The following is a 19,371-nucleotide window of genomic DNA, read 5'->3' on the forward strand; positions in this document are numbered from 1 at the left end:
TTCATTCCTGCAGCAGTGGAACGACATGTCCCGTATCTTCAAGCTTCACCCCCTGGCGGCCTGCCTGGCCGTTACCCTGCCGGCGCTGGCAGATGACCGCGACCCGCAGCCTCTGGCCCTGCCCTCCATGGCTATAACCGACACCCTGAACAGCCACTCCGTCGACCTGGCCACGCCGACCCAGGCCGGCTCGCGCCTTGGCCTCAGCGCCTTGGAGACACCGGCCAGCACCAGCAGCATAAGCGAACGGCAGATTCAGCAGCGCAACAACATCACCGTGCAGGATGCAGTGACCCGCTCGCCAGGCATCACCTTCGTCGGCTCCCCGGGGGACGGCGGTACAGGCTTGTCTGCCCGCGGCTTTGCCGGCCACAGCTCGGTGATGACCCTGTTCGACGGCGCGCGCCTGTACACCGGTGCCGGCACCCAGACCTTCCCGGTCGACCCGTGGATGGTCGACCGCATTGAGGTGATTCGCGGCCCGGCCTCGGTGCTGCATGGCGAAGGCGCCACCGGCGCAGTGATCAACGTGGTCCCGAAAAAACCTGTTGCCGGCGAGGTGCGCAACCACCTGCGACTGGGTTACGGTTCGTGGGACCGCCAGCAGCTCGGCCTGGACAGCGGCGGCAGCCTCAGCGAGCGCCTGAGCTACCGCCTGACGCTGAGCCAACAGGCCGGCAATGGCTGGGTCGACCGCACTGCTTCACGTAGCCTGGCCCTGAGCGCCGCGCTGCGTTTCGATGCCAGCGATGACCTCAGCTTCACGCTGGCCCATGACCGCGGCGATGCACAACCTGCCAACTACTACGGTACCCCGCTGATCGACGGCCATTACCGCAGCAGCCTGCGCAACAAGAATTACAACGTGCAGAACGACGTGCAGCAGTACGTGGATGAATGGACTCGGCTCACGACCGACTGGGCGCTGAACGACCAGCTCAGCGCCAGCAACCAGCTGTACTACATCAAAAGCCGCCGCCACTGGCGCAACGCCGAGGACTACAGCTGGGACGCCGGGCGTCAGCAGCTGCTGCGCGGCAGCTACCTGGAAATCAAGCACAACCAGGAACAGTTCGGCGACCGTCAAACCTTCACCTTCGACCACACCCTGTTCGGCCTGGGCAGCAAGACCGTGCTCGGTGCCGAGTACAACAAGGTGCGATTCAACGTCGACAGCAATTCACCCTACAACGATGTCGGCGGCGACTACATCGACCCGTGGCAGCCACAGCCCGGCGGGTTTCATAGCGCCTCCCCGTTGCGGCCGCAAACGCTCTCGACCACCCATACCTTTGCCCTGTTTGCCGAGAACCGCCTGCAAGTGAGCGATCGCCTGTCGTTGGTTACCGGCGTGCGTCGCGACCAGAACCACATCGACAGCAACAACTTGACCAACGACAGCCGCAGTGATCGTAGCCTGCAAGGTGGCAACTGGCGCGTCGGGCTGGTGTACGCACTCAACGACGACCTGTCGTTGTACGGCCAGTACTCAACCAGCGAGGACGGGGTCAACAACCTCATCAGCCTCAGCCCCACGCAGATGAACTATGACCTGACCGAGGCGAAGCAGACCGAAGCAGGCCTCAAGCAGCGCTTTTGGGAGGGGCGTGGCGAATGGACGCTTGCCGCCTACCACATCGTCAAGAAAAAGCTGCTGGTGGACGACCCGATCACGCACGAGAAGCAACAGGCCGGGCAGCAGACCTCCGATGGCCTGGAAGCGACGCTGGAGCTGGCCCTGGCCCATCAGTGGCAGGTGTCGGCCAACGCATCGCTGGTGCGCGCCAAGTACGACAGGTTTGACGAAATGGTCGGCGGCCTGCCGCAGGACCGCGCAGGCAACCGCCCGGCCAACGTGCCACGGCGTACCGCCAACCTCTGGTTGAGCAAAGGCTTCGGCCAGCAGGTTGAGGCCGGCATTGGGGCGCGCTATGTGGATGAGCGTTATGCCGATACCGCCAATACCCAGAGCGCCCCCGGCTACACCGTGGTCGATGCCAACATCGCCTGGCAGGTATTGCCGGATGTGAAGTTGGGGTTGCAGTTGAACAACCTGTTCGATCGCCAGTATGTGCAGTCAGCGTTCAGCGGGCAGCAGTGGTTGATGGGGATACCGCGGTCGTACTTCGCGACGGTGGATTACAGCTTCTGATCTGGGTGGCTTGTGCCGCGAAGAGCCCGGCACAGGCCACACAAAAACCTCTATTCCCTTTCAGCATATTGTTATACGATAACGTTTCACATGAAATCCATTCCTATTAGACAGCCCATGACAAGTGCCAGCGCCACGCCCACGCTGATCACCCAGCGCCTGCAGAGCATCGATGCCCTGCGCGGCCTGGTGATCCTGTTCATGCTCCTGGACCACGTCCGCGAGACCTTCTTCCTGCACCACCAGGTCAGCGACCCCATGGCCATCGACACCACGGGACCGGCGCTTTTCTTCAGCCGCACCCTCGCCCACCTGTGTGCGCCTGTGTTCGTCCTGCTGACCGGCCTGTCGGCCTGGTTGTATGGCGAGAAGCATCAGGGCCGTGACGACGTCTCGGCGTTCCTGTTCAAACGCGGGCTGTTTCTGGTGGTGCTGGAGTTCACTCTGGTCAACTTCGCCTGGACCTTCCAGTTGCCTCCGAGCGTGATCTACCTGCAAGTGATCTGGGCCATCGGCGTCAGCATGATCGCCCTGTCGCTGCTGGTGTGGCTGCCGCGCGCCGCACTGCTCGCCCTGGGCGCCGTCATCGTCGCCGGCCACAACCTGCTCGACGGCCTGCACTTCGGGGTGGATTCAGCCCTGCATGTGCCGTGGGCGATCCTGCATGATCGCGGCTGGCTGGCGTTTTCCGACCACCTGCATCTGCGCACGTCTTACCCGGTGCTGCCGTGGATCGGCGTCATCGCCTTGGGTTATGGCCTGGGGCCCTGGTTCGCCCGCGGCAGCGATGCCGGGCAACGCCAACGAAACCTGCTGGCGGCTGGTTTGCTCGCGCTGCTTGGCTTTGTCCTGCTGCGCATGTTCAACGGTTACGGTGAGGCGCCGTGGAGCAGTTACCCAACCTTCACGCAAACCCTGATGAGCTTCTTCAACATCACCAAATACCCACCGTCGCTTCTGTTCCTGGCCCTGACCCTGGGCTGCGGCCTGCTGTTGCTGCGCGCCTTCGAGCGGGCCGGCCAGGCGCGCTGGATCACTGCCCTGGCGGTGTTCGGTGCGGCACCGATGTTCTTCTACCTGCTGCACCTGTATGTGCTGAAGCTGCTGTACCTGGCCTGCGTGGCGCTGTTCGGGCTCAACCATGGCGACTACTTCGGTTTCGACGGTGTTGCAGCGGTATGGCTGGGCGCGGTGCTGCTGGCGGTTTCGCTGTACCTGCCGGTGCGCGGGTTCGCCCGGCTGAAGCAGCGCCGCCGCGACATCAGCTGGCTGAAGTACTTCTGAAAAGCGTTTTCCCCGGCGCCGCGATGGTCTACCATGCGGGCCGCCGGTTTCCACCACGGAACTAACAGGGAATCCCAGGCCTGCCAATACGGGCCAAACGGAACTGCCCCCGCAACTGTAGGTGCCGAGCCTGCTCCATCAATGCCACTGGGCCTGCTGCCCGGGAAGGCTGGAGCCGGGCCGTGACGCACCAGTCAGGAGACCTGCCGGCCTACATTCACCAACCGGCGGGGTGTCCGGGATTGGCCATCTGTGTTGCCTCAGCTGGGGCTCGGCGATGCCTATCCGTGCGTTCCTCACCCGAACTGTCCGATAGGAGATCGCCCAGCATGCTGCCCCGTTTCGCCACCCTGCTCGCGGGCCTAGGCTTTACTGGCCTGGCACAGGCCGCTGCCACCCACTATCCGCTGACGGTCGACAATTGCGGCAAGCCGCAGATTTTCGCCCAGGCGCCGCAGCGCGCCGTCACCATCGGCCAGGCCGGTACCGAGCTGCTCTATGCCCTGGGGCTGGGTGACAAGCTGGCGGGCACTTCGCTGTGGTTCAACAACGTATTGCCTGAATACCAGGCGGTAAACGCCAAGGTGCCGCGCCTGGCCGACAACGAGCCCAGTTTCGAAGCGGTGGTCGGCAAGCGCCCACAGTTGGTCGCGGTGCAGTTCGAATGGATGGTCGGTGCCCAGGGCGCGGTCGCCACCCGTGAGCAGTTCGATGAGCTGAAAATCCCCACCTACGCGCTGCCATCGGACTGCGAGGGCAAGGACAACCTGGTCGGTGCAGACGGCACCCGCCTGCAAGCGTTCCAGGTAGACAGTATCTACAAGAGCGTCAGCCAGTTGGCCGAGATCTTCGACGTTCAGGACCGCGGCGCGGCCCTGAACGCCGACTTGCAAGGGCGCCTCGACAGCGCCAGGGCACAGCTGGCCGGTAAGGACCTGTCGGCAACTTCGGCGCTGTTCTGGTTCTCCAGCGCCGACCTTGACATCGACCCCTATGTGGCCGGCCGCCAGGGTGTCGCCGACTTCATGCTGCGCACCCTCGGTGTGCGCAACGTGGTCGAGTCCAGCGAAGAATGGCCGAGCGTAGGCTGGGAAACCCTGGCCAAGGCCAATCCGACCTGGCTGATCATCGCCCGCATGGACCGCCGCCGTTTCCCCGCCGACGACTACCAGAAAAAACTCGATTTCCTGCGCAGTGATCCCGTTACCCGCAACATGGATGCGGTGAAGCATGACCGCATCATTATCCTCGACGCCGACGCCATGCAGGCCGGCATCCGCCTGTTCCGCGGCGTGCAGACGCTGTCCACGGCCTTCGCCAGCGGTAAAGCAGCCCCGTGATGATGCGCCTGTTACCCTGCATCGCGGTTGCCCTGGCCGCCCTGTTGGCCGGCCTGCTGGCCGGTACCGCCATCGGCGAAGCCAACCTGTCGCCCAGCGTGGTCGGCCAGGTGCTGGCCAACCACCTGTGGCAAGCCGACTACCCGGTGGACCCGATCGACGCCGGTATCATCTGGAACTACCGCCTGACTCGCACCCTGGTCGCGGCCGCTTGCGGCGCCGGGCTGGCCACCTGCGGTGTCATCCTGCAGGCGATGTTGCGCAACCCACTGGCCGAGCCCTACCTGCTGGGGCTGTCTGCCGGCGCCTCGACCGGCGCGGTACTCGTCGGCCTGCTAGGCCTGGGTAGCCTGGCATTAAGCATGTCCGCAGGGGCGTTCATCGGTGCCGGGGCCGCATTCGCCCTGGTGCTGGTGCTGGCCCGCGCGGCCGGCCCCAGCAGCAACAATGCACAGGTGATCCTAGCCGGTATCGCCGGCTCGCAGTTGTTCAATGCACTGACCGCCTTCCTGATCACCAAGTCGGCCACCGCCGAACAGGCGCGCGGCATCCTGTTCTGGCTGCTGGGCAATCTCAGCGGCGTGCGCTGGCCCTCGGTGTGGCTGGCTGTGCCGGTGGCAATTTTCGGCTTGCTGGTGTGCCTGTGGCATCGCCGTGCGCTGGATGCCTTTACCTTCGGTGCCGATTCGGCTGCCTCGCTGGGCGTCCCGGTGCGGCGCACCCAGTTGCTGCTGATCAGTTGTGCAGCGCTGGTGACGGCTGTGATGGTGTCCATTGTCGGCGCCATCGGTTTTGTCGGGCTGGTTATACCCCATGCCCTGCGCCTTCTGCTCGGCCCCGGGCACAGCCGTCTGTTGCCCGCCAGCGCACTGGGCGGCGCGCTGTTCCTGATTGCGGCAGACATTCTTTCGCGCACGCTGATCACCGGCCAGGTGATCCCGGTGGGCGTGGTTACGGCGCTGATCGGTGCCCCCGTATTCGCACTGATCCTGGTCAGCCGACGGGGGCGCCCATGACAGCCATGGCAACGGTTCGCATCCCCCCGCTGGCTTGCCATGGGCTGGGGCTGCAACTGGGCGGCAATACCGTGCTCAGCGATGTCGACCTCAGCCTTTTCGCCGGTGAAACCCTGGGCATCGTCGGCCCCAACGGCTCGGGTAAATCCTCGCTACTGAAGTTGCTGGCAGGGCTGCACAAACCCGCCTGCGGCAGCGTGCAGCTTCTGGGTGAGCCACTGGCACAGATGCCGCGTCGCCGTGTTGCCCAAGCGCTGGCGCTGGTCGAGCAACAGGCCGACACCCTCGATGCAATCAGCGTGTTCGACGCGGTTGCCTTGGGCCGCACGCCGTGGCTCTCGGCCCTGGCACCGTTCTCCCGGCAGGACCGCGCCATCGTCGAGCAAGCCCTGGCCGACCTCGACGCCCTGCACCTGCGCACGCGCCTGTGGGGGTCGCTGTCCGGTGGCGAACGCCAGCGTGTGCACATCGCCCGCGCGCTGGCCCAACGGCCGCAGGTGCTGCTGCTGGACGAACCGACCAACCACCTGGACATTCAGCATCAGCTAAGCCTGCTGCAACAAGTGCAGGCGCTGCCGGTTACCACCCTGGTAGCGCTGCATGACCTCAACCAGGCGCTGACCTGCGACCGTGTCGCGGTTCTCGACAAGGGCCGCCTGGTCGCCCTCGGCAACCCCTTCGAAGTGCTTACCCCCAAGCGCCTGCTTGGCACCTTCGGCGTCCACGCCCACTACCTCACCGACCCTTTCGACGGCGCGCGCATCCTGCGCTTTCGCGCCCCTTGACCAGGGTTCTACCGCAGCGTGCCGCTCAAGGCAGATCACAGGGCTCGTCGTGGCAAGGCGGACATCGGTATAATCAGCAGTCTTCACTGCCCGACCAGGCCACGCCATGCCTCGCCTCCCGAAGTTGCTGTTCCCTCTGTTGCTGACTGCAGCACTCACCGCCTGCGACCAGAAACCCTCCCGTGAAGAACAGATCCTCGCCCAGCTGCCGCTGCAGGACGCCTACACGCACAACATCGAGCGCATGTCCGCGCTGCTGGGCCGCACTCACCCGCAGCTGTCACAAGCGACCATCCAGGACGTACTGCGCAAGCACCTCACCGTCGAGGACCAGCGCAGGGACCTGTTCCGCCTGTACAGCGAAAAGAACTTCAGCGACGCCGAATTCGCCACCATCGTCGCCGCCACCCAGGACCCCGCCAAAGCGCGCGCCCTGGAGGACACCGAAGCCGGCAAACGCTTGAGCGAAAAACTCACCGCCCTGATGCGCGAAACCGCCCGCGATGTGAACGTGCAGGCCTTGGTGGAGCAGCGCATGCAACAGGTGGAAAATGAGCTTGATGCGCTGGACAAGGCAGGTTCTTGAGCGCTGCCCGCCGAAGTAACGTCCGTTCAGCCGCCCTTTACGATCACCCGAGGTCAGGATTGCCACATACCAAGCATGGATTGCGCCTGGATCTACGTACACTCATTCTGGTGCTCTGCGCCCTTACCGCAGTGGTCATGCTGTGCGCCAGCTATTTCGCCAGCTACCGGGTGCAACGCCAGCTATTGATCGACAATGCCCTGGAAGCCAACCGGGTGTATGCGACAAAGCTGGCCAGCATCACCGAAACCTTCATTGGCAACGCCTTGCAGCAACTGATGTTCAGCGCCAGCGTACAAAGCCGGCAATTGCGCGATGCCGCTGCGCTGCAGGTTGAAAGCGACCGCGTACTGGGCCAGAGCATGGCCTTCAACTCCACCTTCGTGATCGATGCCAACGGTGTACTGCTGGCAGTATCCCCCGCCCCGCTGCGCCACCTGATCGGCACCCACGTGCAGTCACCCGGTGCTCTGGAAGCCCTGCACGAACGCCGTCCACTGGTGTCCACGCCCTACCTGTCGGCGGCCAACAACCTGGTGGTGGCGCTGTCGCAACCCATTTTCGACAGCAACGGCCGCTACCTGGGGTATGTGGGTGGCAGCCTGTACCTGCGTGAACGCAACATCCTCAACAGCCTGCTGGGCGAGCATTTCTACAAGGACGGATCGTATCTGTATGTGGTCGACCGCAACCGACGCCTGCTGTACCACCCCAATAGCGAGCGGGTAGGCACGGTGGTGGAGGGCAATGCGCTGGTCGACCAGTTGGCGACACTGCACAGCGGTACCCGGCAGCTGACCAATAGCCTGGGCGTGGAAATGCTCGCCGGCTTCGCCACCGTGCCCAGCGCGGGCTGGGGCGTGGTAGCGCAGCAACCCTTGGGGCAAACGGTGGCGCCGTTGCACCATCTGGTGCTGAACGTGGTCGCCAGTTCGGCGCCCTTGGCGCTGGTTGGCAGCCTGCTGCTGTGGTGGCTGGCCCGTACCATCGCCCGCCCGCTGTGGAAACTTGCCGCCGGTGCCCGCACGATGGACCGCTCCGGTACCGCCGAACACTTGCATCACGTGCGGGCTTGGTACTTCGAGGCGGCAGAGCTCAAGCGCGCGTTGCTGTTCAGCCTGAACTTGCTGCAAGAGCGTATCGGCCGGCTCAATCGGGACGCCCAGACCGATCCGCTGACCGGCCTGGGCAACCGCCGCAGCCTGGAGATCAGCCTGTCGTTACTGGAGGCTGAAAACCGGAAGTTTGCAGCCATTGCGCTGGATATCGACCATTTCAAGCGGATAAATGACAGCCATGGACACGAAGTGGGCGACCAGGTGCTGCGCCAACTGGCCGAGCTCATGCGCCGTTGTTGCCGAGCAGGCGACCTGTTGTGTCGCACCGGTGGCGAGGAGTTCCTGATATTGCTGCCTGGCGCCACCCTGAACGTGGCGGCCGCAGTGGCCGAACGGTTGCGTGTGACCGTACAGGATATGCCGGTGGAGCCGGTGGGCGCAGTGACGATTTCGCTGGGGGTGACGCACTGGGATGGCAAGACGCACGGCGAGCCCATGAACGCATTGGGCGAGGCTGACCGGGCGCTTTACCGGGCCAAGCAGGAGGGGCGCAACCGGGTAGCTTTCGCCTGAAGGTCTTAAGTTGTCTGCAGGGGGCGGGCTTGCCCGTGAAATGCCGTTACAGGCAACGATGAATCGGTGGCTTGTCACAATTACTGTCATAAAACTGCAGTGTTTCAGTCATAGGATTGACCCCGACCTGACATTTTCACTTCATGGATGAGCGTCTCATGCGTCGTGTGGTTTTCAATCAGAAAGGTGGCGTCGGCAAGTCCAGCATTGCCTGCAACCTCGCCGCAGCCAGTGCCGCCGAGGGCTACCGGACCTTGCTGGTCGACCTCGACCCGCAGGCCAATGCCACCTTCTACCTCACCGGGCTGGTCAACGACAGCATTCCTGCCGGCATCGCCGACTTCTTCCGCCAGACCTTGTCGCCGGTTACCGCCGCAGGCAAGAAGCACCGCGTGGCAATCACCGAAACCCGCTACCGCAACCTGCACCTGGTCACCGCCAGCCCGGACCTCAGCGACCTGCAAAGCAAGCTGCAGAGCAAGTTCAAGATCAACAAGCTGCGCAAGTTGCTGGTGACGCTGGGCGAGGACTATGAGCGGATCTACATCGACACCCCACCTGCGCTGAATTTCTACACCTTCAGCGCGCTGGTGGCGGCCGAGCGTCTGTTGATTCCGTTCGACTGCGACAGTTTCTCGCGCCAGGCCCTGCACAGTGTCATGGCCGAGGTCGAAGCACTGCGCCAGGACCACAACCCCGCGCTGCAGGTGGAAGGTGTGGTGGTCAATCAGTTCGCCGGGCGCACGGCGCTACACCAGACCTTGGTCGATCAACTGCGCAACGAAGGCATGCCAGTGCTGCCGGTGTACCTGAGCAGCTCGATCAAGATGCGTGAATCGCACCATACCTCAGTGCCATTGGTGCATTTGGCGCCGCGGCATAAACTGGCCCTGGAATTCATCGATTTGCTGGATGTGCTCGAGCGTGCGGCCTGACAGACCGTTGGGGGCACTCCGGCTGTAACTGCTGCACCGGTCGAATCAGGTATCCCGAGGTCGCCCTCGACAAAGCGTCTTGCAGCGCTCGGCTATCTACTGGCAAGCACAATAACGATGGCACGGCCCGACTGCGCCACTTTCATCATGGCTGCCAAAGGAAACCGGAGAGCACCCGCATGTCCGCACATCATGAGGTATCCCCCGCCACCCTGCGCAGGGTGATTGCCGCTTCGGCCATCGGCAATTTCGTCGAATGGTTCGACTTCGCCGTGTACGGCTTTCTCGCCACGCTGATCGCCAGCCAGTTCTTCGCCAGCGAAGACGCCAGCGTAGCCTTGCTTAAAACCTTCGCGGTGTTCGCCGTGGCCTTTGCGCTGCGCCCCTTGGGCGGCATCGTCTTCGGCGCCTTGGGCGACCGCCTGGGACGCAAGCGCATCCTGTCGCTGACCATCCTGCTGATGGCCGGCTCCACCACGTTGATCGGCCTGCTGCCGACCTACGCCAGCATCGGCCTGGCAGCCCCGGCGCTGCTGACCCTGGCCCGCTGCCTGCAGGGTTTTTCTGCCGGTGGCGAATATGCCGGGGCCTGCGCCTACCTGATGGAGCACGCGCCTGACAACAAGCGCGCCTTTTATGGCAGCTTCGTGCCTGTGTCGACCTTTTCCGCCTTTGCCTGTGCGGCGGTGATCGCTTATGGCCTGGAAGCTAACCTGTCGACCGAGGCGATGAATGCCTGGGGTTGGCGCATTCCATTCCTGATTGCCGCACCGCTGGGCCTGGTCGGCCTGTACCTGCGCTGGCGCATGGAAGAAACCCCGGCATTCCGCGAAGCCGTCGCCCAGGGCAAGGAGCACGAGCATTCACCGCTGAAGGAAACCCTGCGCCACCATGGCCGGGTCATTCGCAACCTGGGGGCCTTCATTTCGCTGACCGCGTTGTCGTTCTACATGTTCACCACCTACTTCGCCACCTACCTGCAACTGGTCGGCAACCTGACACGTGCGCAGTCACTGCTGGTGACCACCGTGGCCCTGCTGTTCGCTGCGGTCGGCTGCCCGCTGGCGGGGGCATTTTCGGACCGGGTGGGGCGGCGCAAAACCATCGGCTTTACCTGCCTGTGGGTGATGCTTTGCGTGTTCCCGGCGTACTGGCTGGCCAGCTCTGGCTCGATGTCGGGTGCGCTGCTAGGGGTGATCCTGCTAGCGGTGGGGGCGTTGTGCAGCGGCGTGGTTACCGCAGCATTGCTGTCGGAAAGCTTCCCTACCCGTACCCGCTACACCGCTTCGGCGATTACCTACAACGTGGCCTACACGCTGTTTGGCGGCACGGCGCCACTGGTGGCAACCTGGCTCATCGGACAGACCGGCAGCAGCCTGGCACCGGCGTTCTACCTGGTGGTGATTGCGCTGGTGGCGTTGGTGGGCGGGTTGGCGTTGCCGGAAACATCGCGGATTTCTTTGCATGAGGACATGGGCGTAGACGGTGCGCGGGCTGGAGCCCGAAGGACCGTTTGAGCGTTTTGGGGCTGCCTTGCAGCCCCAAATGCTCAGCCTTCGTGCTGCTCATCCCGCCGATACGCCCACTGATACAACGCCGGCAACACCAGCAACGTCAGCGCGGTAGAAGACAAGATCCCGCCAATCACCACCGTCGCCAGTGGCCGCTGCACCTCTGCCCCGGTCCCGGTGGCCAAAGCCATCGGTATGAACCCCAGCGAGGCCACCAGCGCCGTCATCAGTACTGGCCGCAACCGGGTCAGCGCACCCTCCTCGACCGCCGCCCGCAATGTGCGCCCTTCCTCGCGCAGCCCGCGGATAAAGGCAATCATCACCAGCCCGTTCAACACCGCCACTCCCGACAATGCAATGAATCCGACGCCGGCGGAAATAGACAGCGGAATATCCCGCGACCACAGCGCCAGCACCCCGCCGGTCAGGGCAAAGGGGATACCGGTGAACACCAGCAGGCCATCCCTGAGGTTGTTGAACATCATCAGCAACAGCGCCATGACCAGCAGCAAGGCCACCGGCACCACCACCTGCAAACGCTCGGCCGCCGACTGCAACTGCTCGAACTGCCCTCCCCAACGCGTCCAGTACCCCGGTGGTACCTGCACCTGGCTGATCAGGGTCTGCTCAGCCTCTTGCACAAACGAGCCCAGGTCGCGTCCACGCACGTTGGCACTGACCACCACCACGCGCTTGCCATCCTCGCGGCTCACCTGATTCGGGCCCAGTTGCAGGTTCAGCGTGGCGACCTGCGACAGCGGGATGAAACCGATTTGCCCGGCCCCCTCCGCAGCACTGGCCGGTACGGGAATCAGCAGGCTGGCCAGCCCGTCGACATCGGTACGCAAGGTCTCCGACAGGCGCACGACCATGTCGAAGCGGCGGTCGCCTTCATACAGCGTACCGGCGGTGCGGCCGCCCACGGCAATGGCGATGGCATCCTGCACATCGCCCACATTCAGGCCATGACGGGCGGCCTTGTCACGGTCGATGTCAATGGTCAGTACCGGTAGGCCCGTCGTCTGCTCCACCTTCACCTCGGACGCGCCCGACACCCCTTGCAGGCTGGCAGCGATCTGCGCGGCAGTGCGGTTGAGCACCTCCATGTCGTCACCGAACAGCTTCACCGCCACATCACTGCGCACCCCGGAGATCAGCTCGTTGAAGCGCAGCTGAATCGGCTGCGACAGCTCATGGTTGCTGCCCGGCACACTGGCAGCGGCGCGTTGCACCTGGGCAATCAGTTCATCCCGCGACTTGTCCGGGTCAACCCATTGTTCGCGCGGGCGCAGCATCACGTAGGCATCGGAAATGTTCGGCGGCATCGGGTCGGAGGCAATCTCGGAAGTGCCGGTGCGGGCAAACACCCGCTCCACCTCCGGCACCTGGGCGATGATCGCCTGCTCCAGGCGCTGTTGCATGTCCACCGACTGCGACAGGCTGGTGCCCGGCACGCGCAGGGCCTGCAGGGCGAAGTCACCCTCGCTGAGGCTGGGGATGAACTCGCTGCCCATGCGGCTGGCCATCACGCCCGACAACAGCACCAGGGCGGCGGCGGCGGCAAACGCCAGCTTGCGCCGGCCCAGCACCCAGGCCAGCACCGGGGCATAGCGCTGCCGTGCCGTGCGCATCACCAGACCTTCCTCTTCCTTGACCTTGCCGGTGACGAACAGGGCAATGGCTGCCGGTACGAATGTGACCGAAAGGATCATCGCGCCCAACAAGGCCATGACCACGGTAAAGGCCATGGGGTGGAACATCTTGCCCTCGACCCCGGTCAGGGCAAAGATCGGCAGGTACACCACCATGATGATCAATTGCCCATAGATCAGCGGCCGGCGTGCTTCGCGGGCAGCGGCAAACACCTCGTGGAACCGTTCGCCGCGGGTCAGCATGCGACCGTGGCGTTGCTGGGCGTGGGCCAGGCGACGGATGGCGTTTTCCACGATCACCACCGCGCCGTCGACGATGATGCCAAAGTCCAGCGCGCCCAGGCTCATCAGGTTGGCACTGACCTTGTTGCTGAACATGCCGGTAAAGGTGAACAACATCGACAGCGGGATGACCATGGCCGTGATCAGCGCAGCACGAATGTTACCGAGAAACAGGAACAGCACGGCAATCACCAGGATCGCACCTTCGATCAGGTTCTTCTTCACCGTGGCGATGGCTTTCTCCACCAGGTTGGTGCGGTCGTACACCGTCACTGCGACCACGCCCTTGGGCAGGTTGCGATTGATCTCGACCAATTTTGCAGCGACCGCCTGCGACACCGTACGGCTGTTCTCGCCAATCAGCATGAACACCGTGCCCAGCACGACCTCCCGACCGTTTTCGGTGGCTGCCCCCGAGCGCAGCTCTTCGCCAAGGCCAACCTGGGCCACATGGCTGACGCGGATCGGCGTGCCGTCGACGCTGGAGATAACGATATTGGCAATGTCTTCGGTCGAGGCCACCTGGCCCGGCGCGCGAACCAGCAACTGCTCACCATTGCGCTCGATATAGCCAGCGCCAATGTTGGCGTTATTGCGCTCCAGCGCTGCAATCAGGTCGTTGAGGGTGAGCTTGTAGGCCGCCAGGCGCTTGGGCTCTGGTGCAATCAGGTACTGTTTGGCGTGGCCGCCGATGCTGTTGACCTCGGCCACACCCGGCACATTGCGCAGCTGCGGCTTGATGATCCAGTCCTGAATCACCCGCAGGTCGGATGGGGTGTAAGGTGTACCGTCTTCCTTGAGCGCACCCTCCTGGGCTTCCACCGTCCACAGGAAAATTTCCCCCAGCCCGGTGGAGATCGGCCCCATGCCTGCCTCGATGCCCTCAGGCAATTGCTCGCGGGCCACCTGCAGGCGCTCGTTGACCAGTTGCCGGGCGAAGAAGATATCGGTGCCATCCTCGAAAATGACCGTGACTTGCGACAGGCCCGAGCGCGACAGCGAGCGGGTCTGCTTGAGCCCTGGCAGGCCGGCCATGGCGGTTTCGATGGCAAAGGTGATGCGCTGCTCGGTCTCCAGCGGCGAATAGCCGGGGGCGGCGGTGTTGATCTGCACCTGGACGTTAGTGATGTCCGGCACAGCATCGATCGGCAGTTTCTGGTAGCTGTGGATACCCACCGCGGCCATCAGGGCCACGGCCAGCATCACCACCAGGCGCTGCTCGATGGCAAATTGAATCAGGCGTTCGAACATGCAGGTGTCCCCGTGATCAGTGGCTGTGCTCGGCCGAGCCCTTGCCCAGTTCCGACTTGAGGACAAAGCTGCCGGCGGCCGCAACCTGAGTACCGGCGGCCAGGCCGCTGGTGATTTCCACCTGGCCAGCATCGCGACGGCCAGTCTTCACCGGGCGCGCCTCGAAGCCCTCCTCAGTGCGGGCGAACACCACGGTCTGGGCCTCCCAGGCCTGCAAGGCGCTTTCCGGTACTACCACGGCGGCATCGACGCGGTCGACGCTGACAGCCACATTGACGAACAGCCCGGGGCGCCAGGCGCCATTGGGGTTGGCCAGTGTGGCACGCACAGTGGCGGCACGGTTCTGCTCGCCGAGCAGGCTGCCGACGTAATTGACCTTGCCCTCGACCTGGGCACCCAGGTCCGGCGCACTGACCGTGACATCACGGCCGGTCACCACCTTGCCCAGGTCACGAGGGGCCACGGCGAAGGTGGCCCACACCCGGCTCAGGTCAGACAGGGTGAACGCGTTGCTGGTCTCGTCGACCACCTCGCCCACGGTCAGGTGCTTTTCCACGACGACCGCATCGAAGGGGGCACGCAGTTCATAGCGGTTGCCGGCACCGGCCGGCCCCACCGCTGCGAGCTTCTGCCGAGCATTGGCCAGGGCGATCTCGGCCTCCTGCAGCGCCTGACGTGCCTGCAGGTAATCCTGCTCGGCGCTGATGCGCGCCTGCCACAGCTGTTGTTCCCGTTGAAAGGTCAACCGCGCCAGTTCCAGGCGACGTTGAGCGGCCTGCTGCTCACTGCGCAGGTCGGAGATCTGCTGGCTGGCAATCACCGCCAGTACCTGGCCGCGCTTGACCGCCTGGCCCAGCTCGGCTTGCACCGCTTCGACCACACCCGGCACGCGGGGTACCACATGTGCAGTGCGGTCCTCGTCAAAACGGATCTCACCCGGGAAGCTGATGGCGGTGCCCAACGCACGAGGGCCCGCGGCAGCCAGTTGTATGCCAGCCGCTTCGATCTGCGCGATAGACAGGTGCAGTTGGCCTTCTTCTTCGCCGTGCCCCTTCTCTGCATGACCGTGGCTGTCTTCACCATGGTCGTCCTGGGGGGTTTGAGCCTTGGACGCCTGGCCGAGGTCGCCGGTCCAGGCCAGGCCCGCGAGGCCAAGCGCAGCAATGGCGGCAGCCACAAGGGCTAGCTTGCGTGGGTTAGTCATTGTTGCTCCTGCTATTGGGTTTGTTGCTCACGCCATCGAGATCGCCGTAGATCCGCTCCACTTGTGCACGCGCATCGGTCGCCGAGGCCAGCGCCTCGAGGTACAGCCCGCGAGCCTCGATCAGCGTGCGCTGGGCGTCGAGCACATCGAGAAAAGCGAACTTGCCCATTTCGAAACCGCGGGTGGCGGTGTCCACGGCCTGCTGCGCAGCAGGCAGGATGGTGCGGTCATAGGCGTCAACGTCCTGCATCGCCGTCTCCCACTGGCTGATGGCACTACGTGTTTCACTGCGCAGACGCAGCTCCACGGCATTGCGCAGGTCACGCGCCTGGTCGGCACGGCGCGCAGCTGCCAGAACATTGCCCTGGTTGCGGTCGAACAGCGGCAACGGCATGGACAGGCCAACCACGTTCACCCGCTCACGGTCTTCGCGGCTGTACTGGCTGCCAAGGCTGACGGTGAGGTTGGGGATACGCTGGGCCTTTTCCGCCCCTAGGGAGGCGTCACCACGCTCGACCTGGGCAGCGGCCAGGCGCCATTCGGCGGTCTGTTCGACCTGGTCAAGCAAGGTGTCGGCACCCGGCGCAATGCCTGGCGAAAGGTTGGCCGCCTGCAACCGGTCAAAGCTTGCCAGCGGGCTGCCCGTCAGCCGGGCCATGGCCTGGTAGGCCACGCCGCGCTGGGTTTTCGCGCGGCGCACTTGGGCTTGGGCCTGGGCCAGTTGCACCTGGGCACGAGTGGCCTCCACCGGTGATGACTGGCCTGCCGTAACACGCCCTTGCACCACCCGCAGACCCCGTTCAGTCAACGCCTGCGACTGCTGAGCCAACTCCAGCGCGGTCTGTGCACGCAAGGCAGCGTGGAAAGCCTGCACCACGTCGGCCCGCAGGGCGTTGCGCTGGCGCTCCAGGTCGAGCTGGGCAATGGCCTGGCCGGCACCCGCCACGGCGAGACGTGCGCCGCGCTTCCCGCCCAGTTCCAGCGGCTGGCTGAGGGTGACGGTGGTGGTGCTGGTGTCGCGGCGGGTGTCCTCGACCTCCCAGGCCAGCTCCGGGTTGGGGAGCAGCCCGGCCTGGCGACGTTCGCCATCGGCAATGCCCATTTCACGGGCGGCTGCAGCCAGCTCCGGGTTCTGGGCGAAAGCGGCGGCAAGCGCCTGGGGCAGGCTCAGCAGTTGGCTGGCCTGGGCGCCGGTGGCACTGGCCAGCAACAGACAGAGCAAGGCGATCTTGCGGGGGATGGGCACGAATCAGTCCTCTCGGTGAAGCATTGGCGAAGGACTGTAGAAAGGGCTGGTTATCGGGGCGGTGGCGGCAAGATTACAATTTTGTCATGACGCCCTGCGGTTCGCTGCATGGGCGGCTTTGTAGGGCTGGGTACAGGGCATTCGACGCCCAATAAGTTCGATAATCGCCCACTTTCCCGGTGCGACGAACTTGGCCAATTGACGGAACTAACCAGTCAGTACAAAACTACGTGCATTCAACAACAACAAAGCGATGCCCGTCATGAAGCCCATTATTCTCGTGCTCAACGGCCCCAACCTGAACATGTTGGGCACCCGCGAGCCTGCCCAGTACGGCCACGAAACCCTTGCTGACCTGGCTCAGGGATGTGCCGACACTGCCCACGCCCACGGCCTGGAAATCGAGTTTCGCCAGACCAACCACGAAGGCGAACTGATCGACTGGATCCACGCCGCCCGTGGCCGCTGCGCCGGCATCGTGATCAACCCTGGCGCCTGGACGCACACCTCGGTTGCCATACGCGATGCCCTGGTGGCCAGCGAAGTGCCAGTGATCGAGGTGCACCTGTCCAATGTGCACAAACGCGAGCCGTTCCGTCACCTGTCGTTCGTGTCGTCCATCGCCGTCGGTGTCATCTGCGGCCTGGGCAGCCACGGCTACCGCATGGCGCTAAGCCACTTCGCCGAACTGTTGCAGGAGCGTGCGGCATGAGCCAGCAAGCCATCCTTGCCGGCCTGATCGGTCGCGGCATCCAGCTGTCACGTACCCCGGCCCTGCACGAACATGAAGGCGACGCCCAGGCCCTGCGCTACCTGTACCGCCTGATCGACGCCGACCAACTGCAACTGGACGACAGCGCCCTGCCCGGCCTGCTCGAGGCCGCGCAACATACCGGTTTCACCGGGCTGAACATTACTTACCCGTTCAAGCAGGCGATCCTGCCGTTGCTCGACGAACTGTCCGACGAGGCCCGCGGTATCGGCGCGGTAAATACCGTGGTGCTCAAGGACGGCAAGCGCGTCGGCCACAACACCGATTGCCTGGGCTTTGCCGAAGGCTTGCGCCGTGGCCTGCCCGACGTTGCACGGCGCCAGGTGGTGCAGCTGGGTGCCGGTGGCGCTGGCTCTGCCGTGGCCCATGCCCTGCTGGGTGAAGGGGTAGAGCGGCTGGTGCTGTTCGAAGTGGATGCGACCCGTGCGCAGGCGCTGGTGGACAACCTGAACGCCCATTTCGGCGCGGAGCGCGCCGTGCTCGGCACCGACCTGGCCACAGCCCTAGCCGAAGCGGACGGGCTGGTCAACACCACGCCGGTGGGCATGGCCAAGCTACCGGGCACGCCACTGCCGGTGGCGTTGCTGCATCCGCGCCTGTGGGTGGCAGAGATCATCTACTTCCCGCTGGAGACCGAACTGCTACGCGCGGCCCGGGCACTGGGCTGCCGCACGCTGGATGGCAGCAACATGGCGGTGTTCCAGGCGGTAAAGGCATTCGAGCTGTTCAGCGGGCGGCAGGCGGATGCGGCACGGATGCAGGCGCACTTTGCCAGTTTTACCTGAGTAGTTCGCCGTTGGCTTCTTCGCGGGTTCACCCGAAGAAGCCAACACAGGCCAATCACCCTTTTTCATCCAGCAAAGCCTGTATCACCTGTTCCTGCCCGCCATAATCCCCCTCGCCAAAGTGCACATGGCGCACCTGCCCCTTGCGGTCGACAAAGTAATGCGCCGGCCAGAACTGGTTGCCCCAGGCATTCCACACCTTGTAGTCGTTATCTACCGCCACCGGATACCCGATACCCAACCGGGCTACCTTGTCCCGCAAAGTGCCCACATCATGCTCATAATCGTACTCGGGTGTGTGCACGCCCACCACCACCAGCCCTTGATCGGCATAGCGCCGCGCCCACTCATTCACATGCGGCAGGCTGCGCCGGCAGTTGATGCAGTCCCAGGTCCAGAAGTCCACCAGCACCACCTTGCCCTTGAGCCCCGGGGCATCCAGGGGCGGCGAATTCAACCACTGGCTGGCGCCCGACAGCGACGGCATGGCGCCGTAGCTGTCGCGTGCCTTCAGGTGCCCAGCCAATCCAAGCCCCGTCAGCGCCAGCGCAAAACCACCGGCCTTGAGCATCCTGCGCCGATCAATTGTCATGGCAACCGCCCGTGGCATAGGTGCGGTATTGCACGCTCTGCCGCTGGCCATGGGAGTCAAGGTAGTCCATTCGGGTATTCACCAGGCCGCAGGCGTTGCTCTGATCATCCTGCACCGACAGCACTTTCTTTACATCCAGAGGCTCACCGTAGCGGTACTGCATGACCCCGCCATCCTGCATCGGGGCAGCGGCGGCCTGGGCAGCGATGGCACCGAAGCTGAGCACGGCGAACAGGCTGGCGCTGGCGATAGTCTTGACGTTCATGGCATCTCTCTCCTGGGTAACACTTGAGGGGTGGGGAGTGTTGCTCCCCGGTCGAGAGCCATTTCACGTCAGCCAGGTATCG

The 19,371-nt window shown here is 64.2% G+C and carries 16 protein-coding genes and 1 riboswitch; of the genes, 11 read left to right on the forward strand and 5 right to left on the reverse strand.

The annotated features are described in order from the left end of the window. Positions 1-25: 25 nt before the first annotated feature. From LVS58_RS07355 to LVS58_RS07395, 9 genes are all read left to right on the forward strand, one after another. Positions 26-2,152, forward strand: coding sequence for a TonB-dependent receptor (locus tag LVS58_RS07355; protein WP_233690489.1), 2,127 nt, complete (start codon positions 26-28; stop codon positions 2,150-2,152). 117 nt (positions 2,153-2,269) lie between these two features. Continuing rightward, the gene (locus tag LVS58_RS07360) at positions 2,270-3,436 is read left to right on the forward strand and encodes a DUF1624 domain-containing protein (RefSeq protein WP_233690490.1); all 1,167 of its coding nucleotides are present in this window, start codon (positions 2,270-2,272) and stop codon (positions 3,434-3,436) included. Positions 3,437-3,463: 27 nt separating this feature from the next. Continuing rightward, a riboswitch (cobalamin riboswitch) is annotated at positions 3,464-3,661 on the forward strand. A gap of 104 nt (positions 3,662-3,765) precedes the next feature. Beyond that, complete coding sequence (locus LVS58_RS07365) at positions 3,766-4,776, forward strand: ABC transporter substrate-binding protein (protein WP_233690491.1); 1,011 nt, start codon at positions 3,766-3,768, stop codon at positions 4,774-4,776. Next, positions 4,776-5,792, forward strand: coding sequence for a FecCD family ABC transporter permease (locus LVS58_RS07370; protein ID WP_233690492.1), 1,017 nt, complete (start codon positions 4,776-4,778; stop codon positions 5,790-5,792). Before LVS58_RS07365 ends, LVS58_RS07370 begins: the two co-directional genes overlap by 1 nt. Then, positions 5,789-6,577 carry an ABC transporter ATP-binding protein gene (locus LVS58_RS07375; protein ID WP_233690493.1) on the forward strand — a complete coding sequence of 263 codons (789 nt, stop codon included), beginning with the start codon at positions 5,789-5,791 and terminating at the stop codon, positions 6,575-6,577. The genes LVS58_RS07370 and LVS58_RS07375 overlap by 4 nt, the downstream gene beginning before the upstream one ends. 106 nt (positions 6,578-6,683) lie before the next feature. Next, the gene (locus tag LVS58_RS07380) at positions 6,684-7,163 is read left to right on the forward strand and encodes a hypothetical protein (protein WP_233690494.1); all 480 of its coding nucleotides are present in this window, start codon (positions 6,684-6,686) and stop codon (positions 7,161-7,163) included. Between the two features lie 59 nt (positions 7,164-7,222). Beyond that, the gene (locus tag LVS58_RS07385; protein WP_233690495.1) at positions 7,223-8,794 is read left to right on the forward strand and encodes a sensor domain-containing diguanylate cyclase; all 1,572 of its coding nucleotides are present in this window, start codon (positions 7,223-7,225) and stop codon (positions 8,792-8,794) included. A gap of 158 nt (positions 8,795-8,952) precedes the next feature. Next, positions 8,953-9,729: a ParA family protein gene (locus tag LVS58_RS07390; protein ID WP_233690496.1), complete on the forward strand. Its 777-nt coding sequence runs from the start codon at positions 8,953-8,955 to the stop codon at positions 9,727-9,729. A gap of 179 nt (positions 9,730-9,908) precedes the next feature. Then, on the forward strand, positions 9,909-11,246 hold the full coding sequence (locus LVS58_RS07395; protein ID WP_233690497.1) for an MFS transporter: 1,338 nt from the start codon (positions 9,909-9,911) through the stop codon (positions 11,244-11,246). 32 nt (positions 11,247-11,278) lie between these two features. Here LVS58_RS07395 and LVS58_RS07400 read toward each other — a convergent pair whose 3' ends face one another. From LVS58_RS07400 to LVS58_RS07410, 3 genes are read right to left on the reverse strand one after another with little or no spacing between them, the layout of a single operon-like run. Then, positions 11,279-14,425 carry a CusA/CzcA family heavy metal efflux RND transporter gene (locus LVS58_RS07400; RefSeq protein ID WP_233690498.1) on the reverse strand — a complete coding sequence of 1,049 codons (3,147 nt, stop codon included), beginning with the start codon at positions 14,423-14,425 and terminating at the stop codon, positions 11,279-11,281. A gap of 16 nt (positions 14,426-14,441) precedes the next feature. Continuing rightward, positions 14,442-15,629 carry an efflux RND transporter periplasmic adaptor subunit gene (locus LVS58_RS07405; RefSeq protein WP_233690499.1) on the reverse strand — a complete coding sequence of 396 codons (1,188 nt, stop codon included), beginning with the start codon at positions 15,627-15,629 and terminating at the stop codon, positions 14,442-14,444. Then, positions 15,622-16,875, reverse strand: a complete 1,254-nt coding sequence (locus LVS58_RS07410; RefSeq protein WP_233690500.1) for a TolC family protein — start codon at positions 16,873-16,875, stop codon at positions 15,622-15,624. Before LVS58_RS07410 ends, LVS58_RS07405 begins: the two co-directional genes overlap by 8 nt. Before the next feature lie 262 nt (positions 16,876-17,137). Between LVS58_RS07410 and aroQ the strand changes: the two genes are divergently transcribed. Both aroQ and LVS58_RS07420 read left to right on the forward strand, forming a co-directional pair. Further along, positions 17,138-17,587, forward strand: coding sequence for a type II 3-dehydroquinate dehydratase (gene aroQ / locus LVS58_RS07415; protein WP_233690501.1), 450 nt, complete (start codon positions 17,138-17,140; stop codon positions 17,585-17,587). Further along, positions 17,584-18,432: a shikimate dehydrogenase gene (locus tag LVS58_RS07420; RefSeq protein ID WP_233690502.1), complete on the forward strand. Its 849-nt coding sequence runs from the start codon at positions 17,584-17,586 to the stop codon at positions 18,430-18,432. The genes aroQ and LVS58_RS07420 overlap by 4 nt, the downstream gene beginning before the upstream one ends. Before the next feature lie 55 nt (positions 18,433-18,487). Here the strand turns inward: LVS58_RS07420 and LVS58_RS07425 are convergent, their stop codons facing one another. Together LVS58_RS07425 and LVS58_RS07430 are read right to left on the reverse strand one after the other, a co-directional pair. Then, on the reverse strand, positions 18,488-19,003 hold the full coding sequence (locus tag LVS58_RS07425) for a thioredoxin family protein (protein ID WP_233690613.1): 516 nt from the start codon (positions 19,001-19,003) through the stop codon (positions 18,488-18,490). Positions 19,004-19,013: 10 nt separating this feature from the next. Further along, positions 19,014-19,289 carry a DUF2790 domain-containing protein gene (locus tag LVS58_RS07430; RefSeq protein ID WP_233690503.1) on the reverse strand — a complete coding sequence of 92 codons (276 nt, stop codon included), beginning with the start codon at positions 19,287-19,289 and terminating at the stop codon, positions 19,014-19,016. Between the last annotated feature and the right edge of the window lie 82 nt (positions 19,290-19,371).

The organism is Pseudomonas sp. JR33AA (assembly GCF_021378985.1).
Taxonomy (GTDB): domain Bacteria; phylum Pseudomonadota; class Gammaproteobacteria; order Pseudomonadales; family Pseudomonadaceae; genus Aquipseudomonas; species Aquipseudomonas alloputida.

Excerpts from the sequence above, each read along its gene's own strand:
- LVS58_RS07355 (WP_233690489.1), top strand. The coding sequence starts at position 26 with ATGTCCCGTATCTTCAAGCTTCACCCCCTGGCGGCCTGCCTGGCCGTT.
- LVS58_RS07360 (WP_233690490.1), top strand. The coding sequence starts at position 2,270 with ATGACAAGTGCCAGCGCCACGCCCACGCTGATCACCCAGCGCCTGCAG.
- LVS58_RS07365 (WP_233690491.1), top strand. The coding sequence starts at position 3,766 with ATGCTGCCCCGTTTCGCCACCCTGCTCGCGGGCCTAGGCTTTACTGGC.
- LVS58_RS07370 (WP_233690492.1), top strand. The coding sequence starts at position 4,776 with ATGATGCGCCTGTTACCCTGCATCGCGGTTGCCCTGGCCGCCCTGTTG.
- LVS58_RS07375 (WP_233690493.1), top strand. The coding sequence starts at position 5,789 with ATGACAGCCATGGCAACGGTTCGCATCCCCCCGCTGGCTTGCCATGGG.
- LVS58_RS07380 (WP_233690494.1), top strand. The coding sequence starts at position 6,684 with ATGCCTCGCCTCCCGAAGTTGCTGTTCCCTCTGTTGCTGACTGCAGCA.
- LVS58_RS07390 (WP_233690496.1), top strand. The coding sequence starts at position 8,953 with ATGCGTCGTGTGGTTTTCAATCAGAAAGGTGGCGTCGGCAAGTCCAGC.
- LVS58_RS07395 (WP_233690497.1), top strand. The coding sequence starts at position 9,909 with ATGTCCGCACATCATGAGGTATCCCCCGCCACCCTGCGCAGGGTGATT.
- LVS58_RS07400 (WP_233690498.1), bottom strand. The coding sequence starts at position 14,425 with ATGTTCGAACGCCTGATTCAATTTGCCATCGAGCAGCGCCTGGTGGTG.
- LVS58_RS07405 (WP_233690499.1), bottom strand. The coding sequence starts at position 15,629 with ATGACTAACCCACGCAAGCTAGCCCTTGTGGCTGCCGCCATTGCTGCG.
- aroQ (WP_233690501.1), top strand. The coding sequence starts at position 17,138 with ATGAAGCCCATTATTCTCGTGCTCAACGGCCCCAACCTGAACATGTTG.
- LVS58_RS07420 (WP_233690502.1), top strand. The coding sequence starts at position 17,584 with ATGAGCCAGCAAGCCATCCTTGCCGGCCTGATCGGTCGCGGCATCCAG.
- LVS58_RS07425 (WP_233690613.1), bottom strand. The coding sequence starts at position 19,003 with ATGCTCAAGGCCGGTGGTTTTGCGCTGGCGCTGACGGGGCTTGGATTG.
- LVS58_RS07430 (WP_233690503.1), bottom strand. The coding sequence starts at position 19,289 with ATGAACGTCAAGACTATCGCCAGCGCCAGCCTGTTCGCCGTGCTCAGC.